The organism is Deltaproteobacteria bacterium, assembly GCA_020848745.1.
GTDB lineage: Bacteria > Desulfobacterota > Binatia > UTPRO1 > UTPRO1 > UTPRO1.
Map to the genome: position 1 here is coordinate 20047 of JADLHM010000119.1, position 20595 is coordinate 40641.

18 protein-coding genes are annotated in these 20595 nt (G+C 69.6%); 11 read left to right on the top strand and 7 right to left on the bottom strand.

Annotated features, from left to right (window positions below; all coding sequences use genetic code 11):
- The first annotated feature begins 75 nt into the window (after positions 1–75).
- From IT293_18140 to IT293_18170, 7 genes are read left to right on the top strand one after another with little or no spacing between them, the layout of a single operon-like run.
- Entirely contained in the window at positions 76–414 is a 339-nt protein-coding gene (locus tag IT293_18140) for an OB-fold domain-containing protein (protein ID MCC6766583.1), read from the top strand.
- A complete protein-coding gene (locus tag IT293_18145; GenBank protein MCC6766584.1) occupies positions 411–1202 on the top strand; it encodes an enoyl-CoA hydratase/isomerase family protein in 792 nt (263 codons plus the stop codon). Before IT293_18140 ends, IT293_18145 begins: the two co-directional genes overlap by 4 nt.
- Positions 1203–1204: 2 nt before the next feature.
- Entirely contained in the window at positions 1205–2050 is an 846-nt protein-coding gene (locus IT293_18150) for a hypothetical protein (GenBank protein ID MCC6766585.1), read from the top strand.
- Complete coding sequence (locus IT293_18155) at positions 2047–3612, top strand: AMP-binding protein (protein MCC6766586.1); 1566 nt, start codon at positions 2047–2049, stop codon at positions 3610–3612. Before IT293_18150 ends, IT293_18155 begins: the two co-directional genes overlap by 4 nt.
- A gap of 3 nt (positions 3613–3615) precedes the next feature.
- Positions 3616–4869 (top strand): sterol desaturase family protein, encoded by a 1254-nt coding sequence (locus tag IT293_18160; GenBank protein MCC6766587.1) that lies wholly within the window; start codon positions 3616–3618, stop codon positions 4867–4869.
- The gene (locus tag IT293_18165) at positions 4866–5906 is read left to right on the top strand and encodes an alcohol dehydrogenase catalytic domain-containing protein (protein ID MCC6766588.1); all 1041 of its coding nucleotides are present in this window, start codon (positions 4866–4868) and stop codon (positions 5904–5906) included. Before IT293_18160 ends, IT293_18165 begins: the two co-directional genes overlap by 4 nt.
- Positions 5903–7003, top strand: coding sequence for an alcohol dehydrogenase catalytic domain-containing protein (locus tag IT293_18170; protein ID MCC6766589.1), 1101 nt, complete (start codon positions 5903–5905; stop codon positions 7001–7003). The genes IT293_18165 and IT293_18170 overlap by 4 nt, the downstream gene beginning before the upstream one ends.
- A gap of 116 nt (positions 7004–7119) precedes the next feature.
- Here the strand turns inward: IT293_18170 and IT293_18175 are convergent, their stop codons facing one another.
- Entirely contained in the window at positions 7120–7560 is a 441-nt protein-coding gene (locus IT293_18175; protein MCC6766590.1) for a riboflavin kinase, read from the bottom strand.
- Between the two features lies 1 nt (position 7561).
- Complete coding sequence (locus IT293_18180) at positions 7562–8197, bottom strand: TetR/AcrR family transcriptional regulator (GenBank protein ID MCC6766591.1); 636 nt, start codon at positions 8195–8197, stop codon at positions 7562–7564.
- Between the two features lie 80 nt (positions 8198–8277).
- Between IT293_18180 and IT293_18185 the strand changes: the two genes are divergently transcribed.
- Genes IT293_18185 through IT293_18200 form a run of 4 tightly spaced genes read left to right on the top strand, consistent with a single transcriptional unit; the run spans position 8278 to position 13229 of the window.
- A complete protein-coding gene (locus tag IT293_18185; GenBank protein ID MCC6766592.1) occupies positions 8278–9495 on the top strand; it encodes an acyl-CoA dehydrogenase family protein in 1218 nt (405 codons plus the stop codon).
- Between the two features lie 38 nt (positions 9496–9533).
- Positions 9534–10328 (top strand): nitroreductase family protein, encoded by a 795-nt coding sequence (locus IT293_18190; protein ID MCC6766593.1) that lies wholly within the window; start codon positions 9534–9536, stop codon positions 10326–10328.
- A 55-nt stretch (positions 10329–10383) separates the two neighbouring features.
- Positions 10384–11616, top strand: a complete 1233-nt coding sequence (locus IT293_18195) for a thiolase family protein (protein MCC6766594.1) — start codon at positions 10384–10386, stop codon at positions 11614–11616.
- Positions 11617–11621: 5 nt separating this feature from the next.
- Positions 11622–13229, top strand: a complete 1608-nt coding sequence (locus tag IT293_18200) for an AMP-binding protein (protein ID MCC6766595.1) — start codon at positions 11622–11624, stop codon at positions 13227–13229.
- A 126-nt stretch (positions 13230–13355) separates the two neighbouring features.
- On the opposite strand, the gene IT293_18205 is transcribed toward IT293_18200, so the two are convergent.
- The 5 genes from IT293_18205 to IT293_18225 all read right to left on the bottom strand — a co-directional run.
- Positions 13356–16913: a putative DNA binding domain-containing protein gene (locus IT293_18205; protein ID MCC6766596.1), complete on the bottom strand. Its 3558-nt coding sequence runs from the start codon at positions 16911–16913 to the stop codon at positions 13356–13358.
- The gene (locus tag IT293_18210) at positions 16910–18067 is read right to left on the bottom strand and encodes a Fic family protein (GenBank protein ID MCC6766597.1); all 1158 of its coding nucleotides are present in this window, start codon (positions 18065–18067) and stop codon (positions 16910–16912) included. Before IT293_18210 ends, IT293_18205 begins: the two co-directional genes overlap by 4 nt.
- A 149-nt stretch (positions 18068–18216) precedes the next feature.
- A complete protein-coding gene (locus IT293_18215) occupies positions 18217–18717 on the bottom strand; it encodes a DUF4411 family protein (protein MCC6766598.1) in 501 nt (166 codons plus the stop codon).
- Positions 18717–19835: an ImmA/IrrE family metallo-endopeptidase gene (locus IT293_18220; protein MCC6766599.1), complete on the bottom strand. Its 1119-nt coding sequence runs from the start codon at positions 19833–19835 to the stop codon at positions 18717–18719. Before IT293_18220 ends, IT293_18215 begins: the two co-directional genes overlap by 1 nt.
- Positions 19836–19858: 23 nt before the next feature.
- The coding region (locus IT293_18225) for a restriction endonuclease subunit S (GenBank protein ID MCC6766600.1) at positions 19859–20595 on the bottom strand (737 nt) is incomplete at its 5' end.

Consider the following 20595-nt stretch of genomic DNA (forward strand, 5'->3'; position numbering starts at 1 on the left):
GTTACCTCCGCGCCGTTGGCTCCGCGACCCGACGCGTTGACGCGGCCCTTTTGGGAGGCCTGTAGCCGCGGAAGGCTGGAAGTGTCGGCGTGCGCGGACTGCGGACACCTGTTCTTGCCTCCCGGTCCCTGCTGTCCGCGCTGCTGGTCGCGGCGGCTCGCGGCGCGCGCGGTTTCCGGGAACGGGCGGGTGTGGAGCTTCGCGACCTACCGCCGCACCTACCATCCGGCCATGCCGGCGCCCTACGTCGTCGCCCTCGTCGAGCTCGACGAGGGGCCCCGCCTGATTTCCAACGTCGTGGGGTGCGCGCCGGAAGACGTCGCGATCGACATGCCGGTCCGCGTCCGCTTCGAGGAGGTCGGGGAGTTCACCCTGCCGCGCTTCGAGCCGCTGAGTGGCGGGGGACGATCGTGACGATCCGCTTCGAACGCGCGGGAGCGATCGCGATCGTCACGATCGATCGTCCCGAGGTGCTGAACGCGCTCGACGCCGCGACCAGCGACGCCCTGGTGGAGGCCTGGCGCCGCTTCCAGGCGGACGGCGATCTCCGCGTCGCCGTCTTGACCGGCGCGGGCGAGCGCGCGTTCTGCGCCGGCGCGGATCTCCGCGGGGTCGGCGACTTCTACCGGAGGCTCACGTCCGCCGAGCGCCTGCGGCGCTCGGAGCAGGCGCCCGGGCTCGGGGGGATCACGAAGAATCTCGCGATCGACAAGCCCATCCTCGCGGCGGTGAACGGCCACTGCCTCGCCGGGGGGCTCGAGATCGCCCTCGCGTGCGATCTCCGGATCGCCGCGGAGAACGCCACGTTCGGTCTGCCCGAGGTCACGCGCGGCATCCTCCCCGGCGCCGGCGGGACGCAGCGCCTGCCGCGCCTGATCGGGCCGGCGCACGCCCTCGACCTGATCCTGACCGGTCGCCGGATCGATGCCCGCGAGGCGGAGCGGATCGGCCTGGTCACGCGCGTCGTCCCGCCGGCCGAGCTTCGCGATGCGGCGCTGGCCGTGGCGTCCGCCATCGCGGCGAACGGCCCGCTCGCCGTCCGTGCCGCCAAGGCCTCGGTGTGGCGCGGTCTCGATCTTCCCCTCGAAGATGGCCTCCGGCTCGAGCAGCTGCTCGCCGAGCCCGTGCGCCAGAGCGACGACGCCCAGGAGGGCGTGCGCGCCTTCCTGGAGAAGCGTCCACCCGACTTCAAGGGGAGGTGAGGATGCCCGTTCCTCCGCGACGCCACGTCGGCCAGTACGTCGCCTCCGGAGACTGGAGCGGCTACTGGACCACGCGCATCAGCCGCGCCGAGCGCGGGAAGATCTGGGTGCGCGGCTACCCGATCGAGGAGCTGATGGAGGGGCTCTCCTATTCGGAGGCGGCCTTCCTGCTCCTGCGCGGCGAGCTGCCCGGCGCGCGCGAGGCCGCGCTCTTCGACCTCGCGCTGCGGAGCGGCATGGACCAGCAGCTCATCAGCTCGGCCGCGTGCGCCGCGCGCTACACGGCCTCGGCGTTTCCCGACTCGCCGATCCCCGCGCTGGCGAGCGGCATCCTCGCGAGCGGATCGGTCACGGGATCACCGCAGGAGCCGGCCGAGATGCTGATCGCGGCGGTGGGATGGGACATCGGGGAAGACGAGGCGGCGTCCCGCGCGCTCGATCACTGGCTCGCGCGCCGCGGATTCGTTCCGGGCCTCGGCCATCCCGTCCACAAGGGGAGCGAGCCCCGCGCGGTGACGCTGCGGCGGTTGGCACTCGAGCTCGACGGCTGGCGTGAGCACGGACGGATGCTCGATGCGATCGCGGCCGCGCTCGCCCGGCGCAAGCGGCGGGCGGTGCCCATCAACCTGGCCGGCGCCCTCGGCGCCGTCTACGCCGACCTCGGCTTCGACCCGCTGGCGATCGGCGGCCTCGGGGCGCTCGGCTACGGGATGGCGCTGCTCGCTCACATCGTCGAGGAGATCCGCGAAGGGGTGCCGCTGCGGATCATTCCCGATGCGCTCGGCGCGCGCTACGCGGGCCCCGCCGAGCGGCACCTGCCGAAGCGGCGCCGCAAGAGTCGTCCATGATCCATCCCTACGCGCACTATCCGGCGCGCGCGGCGAGGCGCTGGCCCGACCGGATCGCCCTCGTGGACGGCGTGCGCCGCCGGAGCTATCGCGACCTCGACCTGCGCGCGACGTGTCTGGCGCGCGCGCTGGTCGGCCTCGGCCTGCGCCCGGGGGAGCGCGTGGCGGTCGTGCAGGAGAACCGCATCGAGTACGTGGAGATCGTGATCGCGATCGCCCGCGCCGGCGGGGTGCTCGTGCCGCTGCTCGGCGCGCTCACCGCCGGCGAGCATGCCTTCATGGTGCGGGATTCCGAGGCTCGCTTCGTCGTGGCTCTGGGCGTGGAGGGCATCGCGCGCGCGCGTGCGGCGGCGGCCGGCGCCGACGCCATGGTGCTGACCCTGGCGGCCGGAGACGGCGCGACGGATCTGTCGGCGCTCGCCGATGGCGAGCCCGCGGAGCCGCTCGTCGTCGATCGCCCGCCCGCCTCGCTGGCGCAGCTCCTCTACACCTCGGGCACGACCGGACATCCGAAGGGCGTCACGCACAGCTACGCCAGCGTCGCCGCGGCGATGGGGGCGTGGGCGGGCGGCTTCCGGATCGGACCCGACGATCGGCTCCTCGGACAGCTCGCGCTCTCCCATTTCGGGGGGCGGGCCATGGATGCCTGCTGGATCGCGGGCGCGACGCTCGTGATCCTCCCGGGACCCGACCCGAAGGCCGTGCTCGACGCCATCGCCGAGGAGCGCATCACGATGATCCTCGTGGTCCCGACCCTGCTGCGCATGTTGCTCGACCATCCGGACGCCGAGCGCACCGATCTCTCGAGTCTCCGTGCCGTCGTCTACGCGGCCGCGCCCGCGGCGCCGGCGCTCGTGCGGCGCTCGCTCGAGCGGCTCGGTCCCGTCCTCTACACCGGCTTCGGGCAGACCGAAGCCTACGGGCTCAATACCTGGATGGATCCCGAGGAGCATGTGGCGGCGCTCGACGCCGGGGGAGGGCGCCTGGCTTCCGTCGGACGCGAGTGCGCGGCCTTCGCGCAGGTCCGGATCGTCACCGAGGACGGACGGGTGGCGCCACCGGACGCCGTGGGCGAGATCTGCGTGTGCGCGCCCTGGACGACGCCCGGCTTCTGGAAGCGTCCCGATCTCGACCGTACGCGACTGCTGGAGGACGGCTGGCTCCGCACGGGCGACCTCGGTCGCGTCGATCGGGAGGGCTACGTCTTCCTCGCCGATCGCACGGAGGACAAGATCATCACGGGTGGCTTCAACGTGTATCCGGGCGAGGTCGAGGGAGCGCTCTCGGAGCATCCGGCGGTGGCCGAGTGCGGGGTGTTCGCGGTCCCCGATCCGAAGTGGGGCGAGGCGATCCGCGCGGCCGTGACGCTCCGGCCCGGCGCGAGCGCGAGCGCCGAGGAGCTGCTCGCGTTCTGCAAGGCGCGCCTCGCGCGTTTCAAGGTGCCGAAGGCGATCGACGTGGTGGCCGAGCTTCCGAAGAGCGGTGTCGGAAAGATCCTGCGGCGCGCGCTTCGCGAGCCCTGGTGGAAGGGCGAGCCGAGCGGCGTGCACGGAGCGGAGTGAATCATGACGTACGACTACAAGGTGCTGGCCGGCCCCGTCTTCTTCCTGCTGATCGGGATGGAGGCCTGGCTCTCGCGGCGGCGCGGCTGGGGATACTACCGCCTGAACGACGCGGTCAGCGACGTCAGCACGAGCATGCTGATGCAGCTCGTGATGTTGCTCTCACGGGGCGCGGTCGTGGCGGGATATTTCGTGATCCACGCGCACTTCCGCATCGTCGACCTCCCGGCGGATCGGGCCTGGACCTGGATCGCGTGCTTTCTCGGGGTCGACTTCGGCTACTACTGGTTCCACCGCTCGAGTCACGAGATCAACTTCCTGTGGGCGGCGCACGTGGTGCACCACCAGAGCGAGGACTACAATCTCGCCGTCGCCCTCCGGCAGAGCACGCTGCAGCCCTTTTTCGGCGCCGTCTTCTACTGGCCGCTCGCGCTGCTCGGCTTCCCGCCCGTCGTCTTCCTGGCCTGCGCGTCCTTCAACACCATCTATCAGTTCTGGCTCCACACCCAGGCCATCGGGACGCTCGGGCCGCTCGAAGCCGTCCTGGTGACGCCGTCGCATCACCGCGTGCACCACGCGCGGAACCCGCGCTACATCGACCGGAACCACGGCGGGACGTTCATCGTCTGGGATCGGCTGTTCGGCACGTTCGAGCGGGAGCGGGAAGCGGTCGTCTACGGGATCACGAAGCCGCTCGCGAGCTGGAATCCGCTCTGGGCGAATCTCCACTACTGGGCGGAGCTCTGCCGGACGGCCCGGCGGACACCGCATCCGCTCGACAAGCTCCGGACCTTCCTGAAGCCCCCCGGCTGGTTTCCCGCGGATCAGGGCGGCTTCCGGCCCCCGCCTCCGGTGCCCGACGCGCCGGTGAAGTTCGATTGCCCCTATGCTCCGGCGCTCGGGCGCTACGCGCTCGTCCAGTTCGTGCTGCTCGTCGGCGCCACCGTCGTGCTGAGCTTCTGCGCGGGCATGTACGAGCTCGGCGCCGGGCTCGCGGCGATCGGCGTCGTCGGGTGGGGCTTCGTGAACCTCGGAGGGCTCTTCGATGGGCGCGCGTGGGCCCGGCGCTCCGAAGCCGTGCGCGTCGTCACGGCGCCCGCCGTGGCGCTGCTCGTGCTCTCGGGCGCCGTTGCCTGGGCGAGCGCCGTGGTCCTGTTCCTCGGCGTGCCGTTCTTCTTCCTGGTATCGCGCGCCGGCAGCCGCGGCGCGCCCGCGCCCGAGTGGGGCATCGAGGCCGTGAGCGGGAGGAGCCGATGAAGGGCGTTCGCCTCCATCCGGGATCGTCGGTGCGGGTCGAGGAGCTGCCGGAGCCGGCGCTCGGGTCCGGTCAGGTCCGTATCGCGGTACGAGCGGCCGGTGTGTGCGGCACCGATCTGCACGCCGCGCACGGTCGCCTTCCCGTGCCGGCGCTGCCGGTGATCATGGGACACGAGGGGGCGGGTGTCGTCGAGCGGCTCGGTGCGGGCGTTTCGGGCGTCGCCGTCGGCGATCGTGTCCTGTTGCTGCCGAGCGAGACCTGCGGCGCGTGTCCGGCCTGCGAAGCGGGGCACCTCGGCCTGTGCGCGGGGGCGCGCATCCTCGGCATGGCGCGCGACGGCACCTTCGCGGAGCAGATCGCCGTGCCCGTGTCGTGCGTGTGTCCGCTCCCCGACGCCATTGCGTTCGAGCACGGCGCCATCCTGGCGGACGCGGTCGCCACGGCCTACCACGCCGCCGCCACGCGCGCGGCCATCACGGGCGGCGAGCGGGTGGCGGTGATCGGCTGCGGTGGCGTCGGGTATCATGTGATCCTGCTGGCGCGGCTGCTCGGCGCGCGGACGATCGTCGCGGTCGATGCCAGCGCGGGCGCTCGTCGCCGCGCCGAGGCCGCCGGCGCCGACGCCATCGTGGACCCGTCCGCTGCCGAGGCTCGCAAGGCCATCCGTCGCGCCGCGGGCGGCGAAGGCCCCGACCTCGTGATCGAGTACGCGGGGAAGAAGGAATCGGTCGAGCTGGCGATGGCGTCCGTGGCGCGGGGCGGGCGGGTGATCGTCGGCGGCGTAGGGATGGAGTCGCCGACGCTCGGTCCCCTGGTTTCCTTCGTCGGGCGCGAGATCGGCGTGCTGGGCTCGATGGGCTATACGCGCGCCGAGCTCGCGCGCGTGGTGGAGCTCGCGGCGTCGGGCCGGCTCGACCTCTCCGGCTCGATCACCGCCCGCTACCCGCTCGAGCGAGCGGTCGAGGCGCTCGCCGACCTGGCGAGCGGACGGGGCGATCCGGTGCGCCTCGTGCTCCTTCCCGGAGCGTCGGCGTGAGTGCGGGCTTGCGAACGCGCGCGGCGGTCGCGTTCGCGTGCGGCGAGCCTTTGCGCATCGAGGAGGTCACCGTCCGCGATCCGGGGCCGGGCGAGGTGCGGGTCCGCGTCGCCGCCTGCGGCGTCTGCGCCAGCGACCTGCACGTGTGGCGCACCGGCGAGGGCATCGGATTTCCCGCCGTCCTCGGTCACGAGGCCTCCGGGGTGGTGGAAGCGGTCGGCGCCGGCGTCACCGAGGTCGCGCAGGGACAGGCCGTGGTGCTCGCCTGGATTCCCCGCTGCGGGAGGTGTCGCGCCTGCCGCGTGGGCCGCGCGCATCTGTGCGCCGGCATGCGAACCAATGCCGATGACGGGTCGCTCGCGCTCGGCGGGGCGCCCCTCGGCCGCTACATGGGTGTTTCCGGATTGTCGGAGCACGTGGTGGTCCACGAGCGCGCGGCGATCCCGGTGCCCGAGGGACTGCCGTTGCGCTCCGTCTGCCTCGTCGGCTGCGGGGTGACGACCGGTTTTGGGGCGGCCGTCATCACGGGCGCGACGCGCTTCGGCGAGAGCGTCGCCGTCTTCGGGTGCGGGGCCGTCGGGCTCGCGGCCGTGCAGGGCGCGCGCATCGTCGGCGCGGCCACGATCATCGCCGTGGATCCGAATCGCGCGCGCCGGGAGCTCGCCGGGCGGCTCGGGGCCACGCACCTCGTTTCCCCCGAGGACGGCGCCGCGGTCACGGCGATCCATGCGCTCACCGACGGGGGCGTCGATCTCGCGATCGAGGCGGCCGGCAGCGCGTCCGTCGTTCGTCAGGCGTTCGACGCGCTCGCGCCCGGCGGCCGCGCCGTCGCGGTCGGCCTCACGAGCTACGTCGAGGAGGTCTCCCTTCCCGTCATCTCGCTCCTGCTCGACAAGTCGCTCCACGGCTGCCTCCACGGCTCCGCTGATCCCGGACGCGACTTCCCGAAGCTCTTCGCGCTCGCCGCGCGCGGCGAGCTTCGGCTCGAGGAGATGGCGGGTCCGGACGTGCCGCTCGCGCGGGTGAACGATGCGTTCGCCGCGCTGGCCGGCGGCCGGGCGATCCGTCCCCGGATCGTGTTCGCGGAGGCGCCGTGAGCACGGCAGAGGCGACGGCGCGAATGCTTTCGCGTGACCTGACGGTTCTGGGATCTTCTCGTGGTGCGCGCGGCCGGCGTTTCTCACCCATCCGGGTCACGATCGCCGACCCGGGGTCACCGCTCCGGCGCGGCGCGCCCCGGAGATCGCCGTCGCGTCGGATCTCGCGGCATGTCGAGCCCATCGTTCTCGAAGTAGCGCCGCACCGCGGACAGGTCGGAAGCGATCTTGAGCCGCAGCAGGTCGAGCGACTCGAGGCGCTCTTCGTCGGAAACCTTCTTCAGCAGTCGCACCCGAAGCTCATGTCCGTAGAGGTTCCCGTCGAAGTCGAACAGGTGCACCTCGAGCAGGGGCTGCGTGCCCCCGACCGAGGGGCGTACGCCGACGTGGGCGAGCGCTCGGTAGGCGCGGGCGGCGATCGTCGCGATCGCCGCCCAGGATCCGTAGAGCGACGCGTCGCCATGCGGGAGCACGACGTTCGCGGTCGGCGCGCCGAGCAGGCGGCCGAGACGCCGCCCGTCGACCACGATGCCGCCCATTTCCATCGCCACCGCCATCTCAATCGTCCGGGTGCAGGAGCCCCTGCAGGAAGAGGCTCTCCGTCTGCCGGATCGCGTCGGTGAGCGTCACGTCGACGCCGACCAGAAACTTCGCGTCGGTGACTGCGCGATAGGCGGCCACCAGAGCCCGCGCGGCGACGCCCGCATGCACTTTGCGAAAGGCTTTCGCCCGGACCCCGTCCGCGAGGATCTTCTCGAGCTGCCGCACGCGCGACTCCTGATGGGCGGCGAGGCGGTTGCGGGCGGCGGGCAACCCCGCGATGTCGGCGAAGAAGGCGGCGCTCGCGCCGCGCAGCTCGGCGATTCCGGGCTCGATGAACGCGGTCGCCTTCTCCTCGTAGGATGCGGCCTCGGCCGCCGCGACCCGCCCGGCCGCGTCGATGCGCCGCAAGAGCCGGTCGAGGACGAGCGCGAAGAGGTCGTGCTTGCTGGCGGCGAGCTCGTAGAGGCTCCGCCGCGAGCAGCGCAGGCGGGTGGCCAGCTCGCCGATCGTCATCCTCCGGAATCCCTCACGAAGGAAGATCTCCTCGAGGCCGCCGAGCAGCTCGTCGGCGCGCGCGCCGGCGCCCGAGGCGGGACCATCTTCCGATTCGGCACGAAGACCCGGAGAAGAACGTTGACGCCCGATGCTCATGGGTGGTACTAGCGGTACCAAATTAAAATCTTTGGTACCAGGACTCTTCGACGGCCGGCTCTGGCCGATGAGGGTGGACCATGCTCGATCATGACCTCGATTTGGACCTGACCGAGGACGAACGATCCGTTCGTCGGCTCGTGCATCGCTTCGCCGCGGACGTGATGCGACCGGCCGGCCGCGAGCTCGATCTGCTCGACAGCGAGGATGTCATCGAGCACGGGTCCGTTCTCTGGGACGTGCATCGGCGATGGGATGCCCTCGGCGTGAGGCTGCTCTCCGGCGAGTCCACCGGCATGAGCCCGGCCTCGATCGCACGGCTCTCCTGCATCGTCAACGAGGAACTCGGGTGGGGAGACTCGGGACTCGCGGTCAGCATCGGCGCCGCCGAGTTCCCGGCCATGCTGGCGCGCGCCACGCAGAACCCCGAGCTGATGGAGGCATTTCCCACCGGCAGCCTCGGGTGCTGGGCCATCACCGAACCCGACCACGGTAGCGACGAGCTCGACTGGAGCGCGGACGACGAACGACCGGTCCTGAAACGGCCGAATTGCGTCGCGGAGCGCTGCGGCGACGACTACGTGATCCGCGGCCAGAAGGCTGCGTGGGTCTCCAACGGCACCATCGCGTCGTCCGCCGCGCTGTATACGGCGGTCGATGAAGGGGACGGGATCCGCGGCTGCGGGGTCGTGCTCGTCGACCTCTCCTCGCCCGGCGTCTCGCGCGGCAAGCCCCTCGAGAAGATCGGACAGCGGCCGCTTCCCCAGGGGGAGATCTTCTTTGACGACGTGCGCGTGCCCGCGCGCAATCTCGTCGTGCCGCCGGCGGCGTATCCCATGATGCTCGAGCTCACGCTGTGCACGGCCAACGGCTTCATGGGCGCGACGTTCGCCGGCGTGGCGCGCGCGGCGTTCGAGCACGCCGTTGCCTACGCCAAGGAGCGCATCCAGGGCGGCGTGCCCATCATCGCGCACCAGTCGGTGCGCGCGAGCCTCTTCGAGATGTTCCGCAAGGTCGAGGCCGCGCGCGCGCTCAGCCGCCGCGTCGTCCTCTACAACACCGTGCAGTCGCCGATGTTCGGCGGTAGCGGCACGCCCGCCGTCGAGTTCGCCATCGCATCGAAGGTGACGTCGACCCAGACCGCGTTCGAGGTGGCGAGCCAGGCCATCCAGATCTTCGGCGGCAACGGTCTGAGCCGCGAATACCCGGTGGAGAAGCTGATGCGCGACGCGCGAGCGTCGATGATCGAGGACGGCGTGAACGAGGTGCTCGGCCTGCACGCCGCCGGGAAGTTCTGAGCGCGACGCCGCCGCGATCGTCGCAACGGAGGAGGGTCATGGAACTGAGGGAAGTCATCGGTCGCCGCCGCTCGATCCGTTTCGTTCGCCCATACCAGCCGGTCGAGCCCTGGAAGATCCAGATGATGCTGGAAGCCGCCCGCATCGCCTCGCACTGGGGCAACGTGCAAAGCCTGAACGCGGTGGTCGTCTGTCGCGACAGCGCGCCGCAGAGCACGCTCGATGCCCTTCAGGCGCCCGTTGCCGGATGGCAGATCCGCTTCGCGCCCGTCATCATCGTCTGGTACATCGACACGGCCGCCGTGGACGTGCAGAGCGATCGGTTGCGCGAGCTCGTCGACGTCGGCGCGCTCGGGTTCGGTCCGAAGGAGCAACGGCGCGAGGCGCTCGAGAAGCAGATCTTCCCGATCTTCGAGGGCATCCGCGAGGGGCTGAAGCAGCCCGGCCTCGGCGAGGTCGACTGCGGGCAGGGCATCGCGCAGGCGACGCTCATGGCCTACGAGCTCGGACTCGGGACCTGCTGCCTCGGCACGCCCAACGGCGACGCCATCCGCGCCGGCCTCGGCATGCCGGAGAGCTGTCGCGTGCTGGTGCTGCAGACGGTCGGGTATCCGGCCGAGCACTGGGAAGCCGGCGGGCAGCGACCGCGCCGCCCCTTCGAGTCTCTCTTCCACCTGAACGAATACGGCAAGGCCTTCCCGCGTGACCCCGAAGTCGTCGAGACGCTGCGCCGCGACAAGATGTTCACGCGGCCCGCTCCGCTGCCGGGCCGTGAGGAGGAGCTCGCGTACCTGAAGCAGGCCATGGGTCTGAAGGGCACGGGGCTGCTCTGACGATGGAGCGGGAAGAACGCGCCGCCGCGAGGCAGAGCGGCAAAGGAATGAAACCATGAAAACGAACGCGATCGTCGCCGGCGTCGGCATGACCACCTTCGGCAAGCACATGGACATGGGACTGAAGGCCCTCGGGGGTGAAGCCGTGGCGGCGGCGCTCGCCGACGCGGGCTTGACGGCCGCCGACCTCGAGGCCGCCTACGTCGGCAACGCCGCGGCCGGACTGATCACCGGCCAGGAATCGATCCGCGGCGAAGTCGTGCTGCGCGCCATGGGCATCGGCCGCATTCCGGTCGTCAACGTGGAGAACGCCTGCGCGAGCGCGTCCACGGCGTTCCAGCAAGCCGCCGCCATGGTCACCGCGGGATTCTACGACGTGGTGCTCGCCCTCGGCGTGGAGAAGCTCTACCACGAGGACAAGAAGAAGACGTTCAGCGCCTTCACGGGCGCCGTCGACGTCGAAGCGCTCGCCGGCATCCTGGCGATGCTCGCCGCCGGGGCGAAGAAGGGCGGCGCCGAGAAGGCCTCCGAAGGCGCCGGCGAGAAGCGCTCGATGTTCATGGACATCTACGCGGCCGCGGCGCGGAGCCACATGGAGCGCTACGGCACCAAGGCCGAGCACTTCGCCGCCATTTCCTCGAAGAACTCGGTGCATGGCAGCATGAACCCGCGCGCGCAGTTCCGCGACGTGCTCACGGTGGAACAGGTGATGGCGGCGCCGATGGTCGCGGAGCCGCTGACCCGGCCGATGTGCTCGCCGATCGGCGACGGCGCCGCGGCCGCCATCCTCGTGAGCGAGCGCAAGGCCCGCGCGCTCGGGCTCACGTCCCCGGTGCGCGTGGTCGCAAGCGTGCTCGGCAGCGGCTGGGACCACGGCGTAGACGAGGACGGCCTCGCCGAGCTCTGCTCGAGCAACGCCTACGAGGAAGCCGGGGTGGGTCCCGCTGACATCGACGTGATCGAGCTGCACGACGCTTCGGCGCCCGCCGAGCTCATGACCTACGAGTACCTCGGCCTGTGCGCCAAGGGCGAAGGCGCGCGCCTTGTCGACGAGGGCGCGACGCGCCTCGGCGGCCGGCAACCGGTCAACACCTCGGGCGGGCTGCTGCGCAAGGGCCATCCGGTCGGCGCGACCGGCATCGCGCAGATCGTCGAGCTCACCGAGCAGCTCCAGGGACGCGCCGGCGCGCGTCAGGTCGAGGGCGCGCAGGTGGCCCTCGCCCACAACGGCGGCGGCAACATCGGCATCGACGCCGCCGCGATGTGCGTCACCATCCTGAAGAGGTGACCGCCATGTCCGCCTCTCGCGCGTGGAACGAGCTGGTGCTCGCGGAGCTGATCGCCTCGCGGGCGGAGGAGGCGCCGGACCTCGACGTGCTGACGTTCGAGAACGGCGACCGGCCCGATGAGGTGCGCACCTACACCGATCTCTTGCGGCACGGCAGCAGCATCGCCGCCGCCCTCGCCGCGCGCGGGATGCGAGCCGGCGACCGCTTCGGGCTGCTGCTGCGAAACCATCCCGAGTTCGTCGAGACGATGGTCGCGGCGTCGATGAGCGGGTGCGTGTTCGTGCCCATCGACCCCCGCACCAGGGGCGACAAGCTCGCGTTCACCCTGCGCGATTCCCAGTGCAAGGGCGTCGTCTGCGCCGACTACTGCCTCGCGCAGGTCGCGGCCGTCCGCGAGCAGGTGCCGTCCCTGGAGTGGGCCCTCGTCCTCGAGAGCGGCGAGGAGCCCGGCGCGCTGCCGACGAGCGCGATGAAGGGCGCCGAGCCCTTCGCCGAAGCCCTGGCCACGCCAGCCCCGGCCTACCGCGGCGGCGAGCGCACGGCCGACGATCCGTTGGAGATCATCTACACGTCGGGAACCACCGGCGACCCCAAGGGCGTCGTCTGCTCGAACGGACGCTACGCAATGGCGACGATGTTCGGCGGGCTCTTCGGCCTGCAATCGGACGACCGCCCCTACACCGGCCTCTCGCTGACCCACGGCAACGCGCAGATGATGACGCTCGCGCCGGCACTCGGCCAGAAGTTGCGTGCGGTCTTCAGCCGCAAGTTCACCAAGTCGCGCCTCTGGGACATCACGCGCAAGTACGGCTGCACCGTCTTCAATCTGCTCGGCGGGATGGCCACGGCCATCTACAGCGAGCCCGCGAGGGCCGACGACGGCGACAACCCGGTGCGTTTCGTGATCAGCGCCGGCATGCCGGCCGCGCTCTGGGGCGCCTTCGAGAAGCGCTTCGGCGTGAAGATCCTCGAGTGCTACGGCGCCATCGAGGGCGGGCTCGCGATCAACCCGATCGGCGTCGGCCCGGTCGGGAGCTTCGGTAAGCCGCCGCCCAACCTCGAGATGAAGATCGTGGACGACGACGGCAACGAATGTCCGCCCGGCGTTCCCGGCGAACTGATCTCGCGGCCGGTCGGCAGCGAGGACGCCAAGGTCGAGTACTTCCGCAACGAGGAGGCCTCGCGCGCGAAGACGCGCGGCGGCTGGCTGCGCAGCGGCGACATCTGCCACCGCGACGCGGAGGGCTGGTTCTATTTCGACTGCCGCAAGGGCGGCGGCATCCGCCACAATGGCGACTTCGTGAATCCGGGCTTCGTCGAGAAGGTCGTCGCCGAGCATCCCGACGTCAGCGACGTCTTCGTCTACGGAGTGCCAGCGGCGTCCGGCGCCCCGGGGGAAAAGGACATCGTCGCGGCCATCGTCCCGGTTGCCGCCGATCGTTTCGATGCGGCCGACGTGTTCCGCCATTGCGAACGCGGGCTCGAAGGCAACTTCGTGCCGTCGTACCTGCAGGTGGTTCCCGAGATCCCCAAGACCGCCTCGGAGAAACCGCAGGAACGTTTCCTTCTCGACCGCTTCGCTCTGGACGCGCCCACCGTGTACGCGCGCTGAGCGGCCGGGCGCCGTCGTGGGGCGCTCGTCCTTCGACGGGGTCGCGTCATGCTCCCATGCCGCGAACTCCCAGGCCTCGCTATCGGCTTGCCCATGCAGCCCGACACCGTTCGCTGCATGCCGTTGTCAGACTGCCCCTCTGGGTGATTCATCGGCTTCCCTCTCCGCCGCCCCCGTGGCGAAGCGCGTGCGAATGTACTCCCGGGTGCTGTCGGGAGGAAGCTTCACCGTCCCCGGACCACTGCGCACGAAGAAGTCGCCCTCACTCGTGGCTTCCAGCCCCTTCCACTTGAGAAACACCGGCTCGGGGCTGCGCTGGCAGGTCACGACGCACACGGTCTTGCCCTGCACCATCTGGCATTTCGGGTCGATGCATGTCCCCGCGCGATCACCCAGACCGTTGCGGACGACCTGCGCGAGGTGGCGCATGAACTTGTCGTCGGACTCCAGCCGGTCGGCCTCGATGCCGACGATCGAGCCGTCGTCCGCCACGCCGATCAGGAGATCGCCGCCCTCGGTATTCAGGAACGCCGCGATCGTCTTGAGCACGGCGTGCGTCACGCCCTTGTCGTCCTGCCGGTCTTCCTTGAGGCTCCAGCGCAGCGTGGACTTGAACTCGAGCGTCTTCGACTCGCCGCGCTTGATCAGATCCTCGGCGTTGCGGTGGGCGCGCAGGTACTGGTCGAACAGGAAGTTCTTGACCGCCTCGCCGAAGGCGCGATCGTCGGTGATGCGCTTGTAGAGCTCGAAGTTCGAGTCCACGATCTCCTGGATCACGTGCTCGACCTTCTGGTCGAAGGTGAGCCGGACGTTCTCCCGCGTGTTGACGCGCGCCGCGGCGTCGAGCGCGACGTCGTCATCGAGCTTCTCCATCATCTGGCCGAGCGTCATCCGGTGCTCGGGGCCGAGGTTGAGACCGAAACGGTCGTTCAGCTCGGCGATGATGCGCGAGAGCGTTTCCAGCTCCTCGAGGGACACGCCGTGAGTCCCCTTGGTGCTCGCGGGGTCCAGCACGCCGGGCTTCCGTTCGAGCGCGATCTTGCCGCTACCCGTCTGCTGGATCCGGTACGACTCCATGTCGATATTCTGTTGCACCTCGCGGGGCAGCGCCTCCCGGTCGGCGGGCAGAAGGCGCCGGAGGTGGCGCGAGAAGACATACAGCTTCTCCAGGCTGGCATCGGTGAAGGGCATCACCTGGGCGAGGAAGGCGTAGAGGCGCACGTAGTCGGTGAGCTGGCCGCGGAAGTCCGCCTGCTCGTCCTTCGATAGCGTCTGGAACCGATCGACCAGGGGCGCTAGCACGGCGTAGAGCCGGTTCTGCGTCGCCTTGGGGTCGAAGTAGGCCTTCGCGAAAGCCTCGATGTCCGCCGCGGTGTAGACGGGGAACGCGGCGAGCCGGGTCTCCATCTCGTAGAGGAGATTCGGGTCGGTCGCCTCCGAGAGCAGCGTGGTCTCGTAGTAGGGCTCGAAGGCGGCCTGGATCTCGGCCGACTCGTTGGCGAAGTCGAGCACCATCGTGCCCTTCTTATCAGGGTGCGTGCGGTTCAAGCGCGAGAGCGTCTGCACGGCGTTCACGCCGCCGAGCTTCTTGTCCACGTACATCGTGTGCAGCAGCGGCTGGTCGAATCCGGTCTGGAACTTGTTGGCGACGACGAGGAAGCGGTACTCCGGGCGCTCGAACGTCTTCGCGGTCTGCGTCTCGGAGAAGCCGTTCATGTTGGCCTCGGTGTAGTCCTTGCCGCCGTCCTTCACGGTGCCCGAGAACGCGACCAGCGCCTTGAAGGCGAGCCCGCGCTCGGCGAGGTAGCGGTCCACCGCGAGCCGGTAGCGCACCGCGTGCAGGCGCGAGCGGGTGACGATCATCGCCTTGGCTTTGCCGGCGATTTCGTTCTGCGCCTGCGCCGCGAAGTGTTCGACGCAGATCTTCACCTTCTCGGCGATCGCGTGCGGGTGCAGCTCGACGAACGACTTGAGCAGGTACGCGGCCTTCCGCTTGTCGTAGCGCGGGTCGTCCTCGATCTTCTTCAGCAGCCGCCAATAGGCCGTGTACGTGGTGTAGTTCTGGAGCACGTCGAGGATGAAGCCCTCCTCGATCGCCTGGCGCATGCTGTAGAGGTGGAAGGGCGCGAACCTTCCGTCCGGGCGCTTGGCGCCGAACAGCTCGAGCGTCTTGGGCTTGGGCGTGGCCGTGAAGGCGAAGAGCGAGAGGTTGGGAACGTGGCCGCGCTTGACCGCCTCGGCGAGCGCGAGGTTGTCCACTTCGTCCTCGCCCGGCTCGGCCGCCGCGTCCTCGCCCTCGGCGTCCTCCAGGTCCCTGGCCGCGAGCGACGCCTTGAGCGACTTCGTGCTCTCGCCCGACTGCGACGAGTGCGCCTCGTCCACGATCACGGCGAAGCGCCGGCCCGGCAGCTCGCCGATCTGGTTGGCGATGACGGGGAACTTCTGGAGCGTGGTGACGATGATCGTCTTCCCGGACTCGAGCGCGTCCTTGAGCTGCCGCGAGGTGGTGTCGATGTTCTCGACCACGCCGAGCGTCTGCTCGAACTGGCGCATCGTCGTCTGGAGCTGGCGGTCGAGGACGCGGCGGTCGGTGACCACCACGATCGAGTCGAACACGCGCCGGTCGCCGGCGTCGTGAAGCGTGGCGAGCTGGTGGGCGAGCCAGGCGATGGTGAAGCTCTTGCCGCTGCCGGCCGAGTGCTGGATCAGGTAGCGCTGGCCCACGCCGCGGCCGCGCGCATCGGCGATGAGGCGGCGCACGCAATCGAGCTGCTGGTAGCGCGGAAAGATCAGGAAGCGCTTGCCGGTCTTCCTGCCCTTGTCGTCCTCGTCCTCGACCTCGTGGATGAACTGGCGCGCGAGCTCGAGCACGCTGTCGCGCGCCCAGGTCTCCTCCCAGAGGTAGGCGGTGGCGTAGCCCTTCCGCGTGGGCGGCACGGGCGGGTTGCCGGCGCCGCCGAACTTGCCCTTGTTGAACGGCAGGAAGCGCGTCCGCGCCCCCGCGAGGTGCGTCGTCACGTAGACCAGGTCCGGGTCCACCGCGAAGTGCGCGAGGCAGCGGCCGTAGGCGAAGAGCGGCTCGCACGGATCGCGATCCCGCTTGTACTGCCGGATCGCGTCCTCGACGTCCTGGGCGTTGAGCGGGTTCTTCAGCTCAGCCGTGAAGATCGGGATGCCGTTCAGGAACAGCACGAGGTCGAGGGACTTCTCGTTCTTCGTGCCGTAGCGCACCTGGCGCACGATGGAGAACAGGTTCGCCGCGTGCAGCCGCCGCGTCTCCTCGTTGAGCCCGCTCGCGGGGCGGAAGTACGCGAGCCGGAGCTTGCATCCCGAGTCCTTGAGCCCGTTGCGCAGCACGTCGAGCGCCCCGCGCCGCTCGATCTCGGTGGCGAGGCGCCTGAGGAACTGCTCCCGCACCGCCGCGCCATGGTGCTGCTCGAGCTTCTTCCATTCTTTCGGCTGCGTGGCGAGGACGAAGTCCACCGCGTCGCGCGGCAGCAGGCAGAGCGCGCGGTCGTAGTCCTCGGGCTTGCGCTTGCGGTAGCCGCCGGGCGGGCTCTCGCCGTAGGGTGGCGACGTCTCGCGCACCGCGGTCGCATCGCCCGCACAGGCGTCCGGGCCGAATTGCAGCAGCCCGCACTCGATCGCCGCCTCGAAGGCGCGTTCGGAGATCTCGGGGCTCACAGGGGCTCGGTCCCCTCGTTGAGGATGGCCAGGTATCGGTCGTAGCGGTACACACGGTTCCGCCGTTTTCCCGTCGTCTCGCTCACGATCTTCTGGTTCCCCAGCACGTCGAGCGCTTTCGCGATGGTCGGCAGGGTGAGGTGGGTGCGCCTGGCGAGACGTGGGATCGTACACAGCGGCGTGCGCAGCAGTGCCGCCTGCACGGCGGCGGCGGAGCCTGCTTTGCGGCCGAGGCTTGCCAGGCGCCCCCGATCCGTTTCGGCGAGGTCCAGCAATCGCCGCGCGGTCCCCACCGCGCTGTCCGACACCGAAGCGACCCCTTCGCAGAAGAACGCGACCCAGGTTTCCCAGTCGCCGTCGCGGCGCACGGCATCCAGCAGCTCGTAGTACCTGGCGCGATGCTGCTTCAGAAAGAGGCTCAGGTAGAGCATCGGCTCTCTCAATACCTGTTCGGCGCACAGGAGGAGCGTGACCATCAACCGTCCCACGCGGCCGTTGCCGTCGAGAAACGGGTGGATGGTCTCGAACTGGACGTGCCAGAGCGCGGCCTTCACCAGTGCCGGGGTCGCCGGGTCGTGCGCGAACTTCTCGAGCGCGCCCATCGCCTTCTGCACGCGGTGCGGCGGGGGCGGAACGAAGCGGGCGTTCCCCGGCCTCGTTCCGCCGATCCAGTTCTGGCTGCGTCGAAACTCGCCCGGGCTCTTTCCCGCGCCCCGGCCGCGCGAGAGGAGGATTTCGTGGACTTCACGGATCAGGCGATTCGAAAGCGGGAACCTGCCGCGCAGGCGTTTCACGCCATGGTCCAGGGCGCGGACGTAGTTCGACACTTCAACCACGTCGTCGAGGGGGACGCCGGGCGATTCCTCGAGCTCGAACAGCAGCAGGTCGGTGAGCGTCGATTGCGTGCCCTCGATCTGCGAGGAGAGCACCGCCTCCTTGCGGACGTAGGTGTAGAGGAGGAGATGCGTGTCCGGGAGGACGCTCGAGACGCCGTCGAGGCGGCCGAGCGCGAGCAGCGCCGCGTCGAGGGCGGTGCGGACGCTGCCGTCGATGGCGACGGGCGGCGCCGGCGGCAGCGGCGCGGGCACGAAGGTCTTGACATTCTCGCCACCGACCGAGGTTGTCTCGTAGTTGCCGGTGGATCTCCGTTTCACCAGCAGTCCCCCTGCTAAAGCTGCTAAAGCGACTTTAGGTCGCGTAGCGGATAATAAAGTGAACATAAGTCAGATTTATTAGTGCACCTCATGTCAATCTTGCTGATCATCGCAAGCCGCCCCGAAGGCAGGCTCTGAGATCTCACGGTTCAGGGAACAGCTCCAGTTCCCAGAACGAATCGTGCGCGCTCGACGCGGAGCATTTCGTAGGGCGTCATGCACTTGATCCCAAGGCCGATGCAGGCATCCGGAATCTTGATCTTGCGCGTCGAAGCGGCAGGCACCTCATGCGTCACAACGGTATGGCGCCCCGCGTGTGCCTGCGACACGAGGTAGTAGTCGGCCACCTGGAGGAAAGTGCTCACCGCCGAAGCCTCGTAGCGCTGCCCCGAAGCCCAAGTGCTGACCGCGGCGAGAGACGGGGACACGCTGGCGTCCGGGCGCAGGAAAAAGCCGGTGCCTCGGGTCGCAGCCCAGGTCGAAAGCTCGTCGGCGATCGCCTTCACCTCGTCCCCGACCTTCTCGACGCTGAACACCCCACCGTCCCCATTGCGCTCGACGAGCCACTCCCAGAACGCCGGGCAGAAGTCGAACCCGTAGTGGAGGTTCTTGGCCCGTATGAAGACGTCGGCATCGAGGAGGTAGGCCATCAGAACCCGACCCCCAGGCTGTGGCCGAGCTCGCGGAACGTCGCCATCTTTCGGAAACCGAGCAGCCGGAAGGCCTCGGTGAACGACGAGCGCCCCTCCAACGTGCTGATCATGAGGGCGCGCGCAAAACGCTTGCCGGCTCGCGCCCCCAGCGTGAGATAGAAGTCGCCTCCGCCGCCACTCGGCAGAGAACGCAGCCGCTCCAGTTCCTCCTCGTAGGCCTGCCAGTAGGCATCGCCGCGCAGGCTCCCCGCGTCGTGCATGCGGCGCAGGACCACAAGCGTGCTCACCTTGAACTGGCGCGCGAGCCGATCGGACTCCGCACGAAGCTCCGCGTGGCGCTGGTGCGCCGTGCGAAAGGCCCCCATCGGCACGAGCAGCTCGGCCGCGACCTCGTTGCACCATCGCTCCACGGCCTGTGCCGGAACCTCGGCGGCACGTGCATCGGAGAGGGCCGTCTCGCCGAGCCAGATGTGCGCCAGCTCGTGGGCAAGCGTGAACATCTGCGCCGCCTTGCTGTCCGCGCCGTTGATGAAGACCAGCGGTGCGAGAGGATCGGCGAGCGCGAAGCCCCGGAACTCATCCGGATCGAGCCTGCGGCGATTGTTGCTGCCGACCACCCCGCTCACCATCACCAGGACGCCGAGCGCGTCAGTCTGCTCGATGAAACGGCGCAGCGCGTCGGTCCAGGTCGGCATCCGGCGGCGGGCGTCGAGATCGATGCCGAGCGCCGCGCGCATCACGGCCGCGGTTTGAACGACATCGTCGCCTACCCGCACGGAGCCGACGAACGGCAGAGGGTCCTCGCCGACCTGCCGTGCGAACTCGCGGTACCAGTCCTGGCGCAGCTGGCAGAGGTAGACGGTGTCGAGCAGATCCGGGCTTGGCCGCTGCGCCTTTGTGTCCGCTATGGTCCGGAAATCGGGAATGGGCACCGGTTCTTCAGGGGGCTGCTGGAGGAAGAGGTAGCCCACGGGCACGTGGACGGCCTTCGCGAAGCTCTCCAACTGTTTGAGGGTCGGCTGCGCCGCGCCCGCCTCCCAGTCGGCGAGCTTCGGGAATCCCCTGCGCAGACTCTCCACACTCCGGTCCGCGCGTTCGCGCGCCCAGTGAAGCATGCGCGGCTCGACGGCGACGCGGTTCACGCTGCCGCCTCGGCTCGAAGGTCAATCTTGCCCGTCACCGCGGCGGAGATGAGGGCGGTGCGGAGTTCTTTGAGGCGGTCGATGGCGTCGCGGAGCTTGGTGATGAGAGCGTCGATGCGTGTCGCTTCTGTGTCGAGGGTAGCGACGACGCTCTCTTGTTCCTCGAGCGGCGGAAGAAACACCGAGAGGTCCGCGAATCGCTCTGGCTCAAGCCGCCATTGGCTCGGGCGGATGCCGTTCGACATCGCCAGGTACACGCTCGTCAACCGTTTATTGCGCAGAAAGTGATGCAGGAATCGCTCGTGCTCCTCATGCATTGGGGCGTAGACGATGTAATCGGGACTCGTGATACCCGAGAGGGAGGAGACCCCGAGTGAGCCCTGCCATGCCTTCATCTTGTTGATCACGAGATCCCCGGGGGCAACGAGCTGGTAGACGTCCAAGTCCTCCGGCGTACGGTTGAAGTTGTCGTCTCTCGACGACTTCTCGATCACTCCGAACTCGCGGTAAACCGATAGAACCGTCATTTCGGGATGACCCTGCCGCTTATTAGCCTGTCGAAACAGCCGCTTGACCTTCTTCACCTCCCAATGCGCTGGAATCTCGCCCAGCCACTCGACGCCGGAGTCCTTCATGGGGACGGTCGGGTCGAGGCCCTTGGTGACGGCGCGGGTGATGAGGGCGGTGCGCTTCTCCTGGAGCAGCTCGATCAGCCGCTCCTTCTTCGCCACCA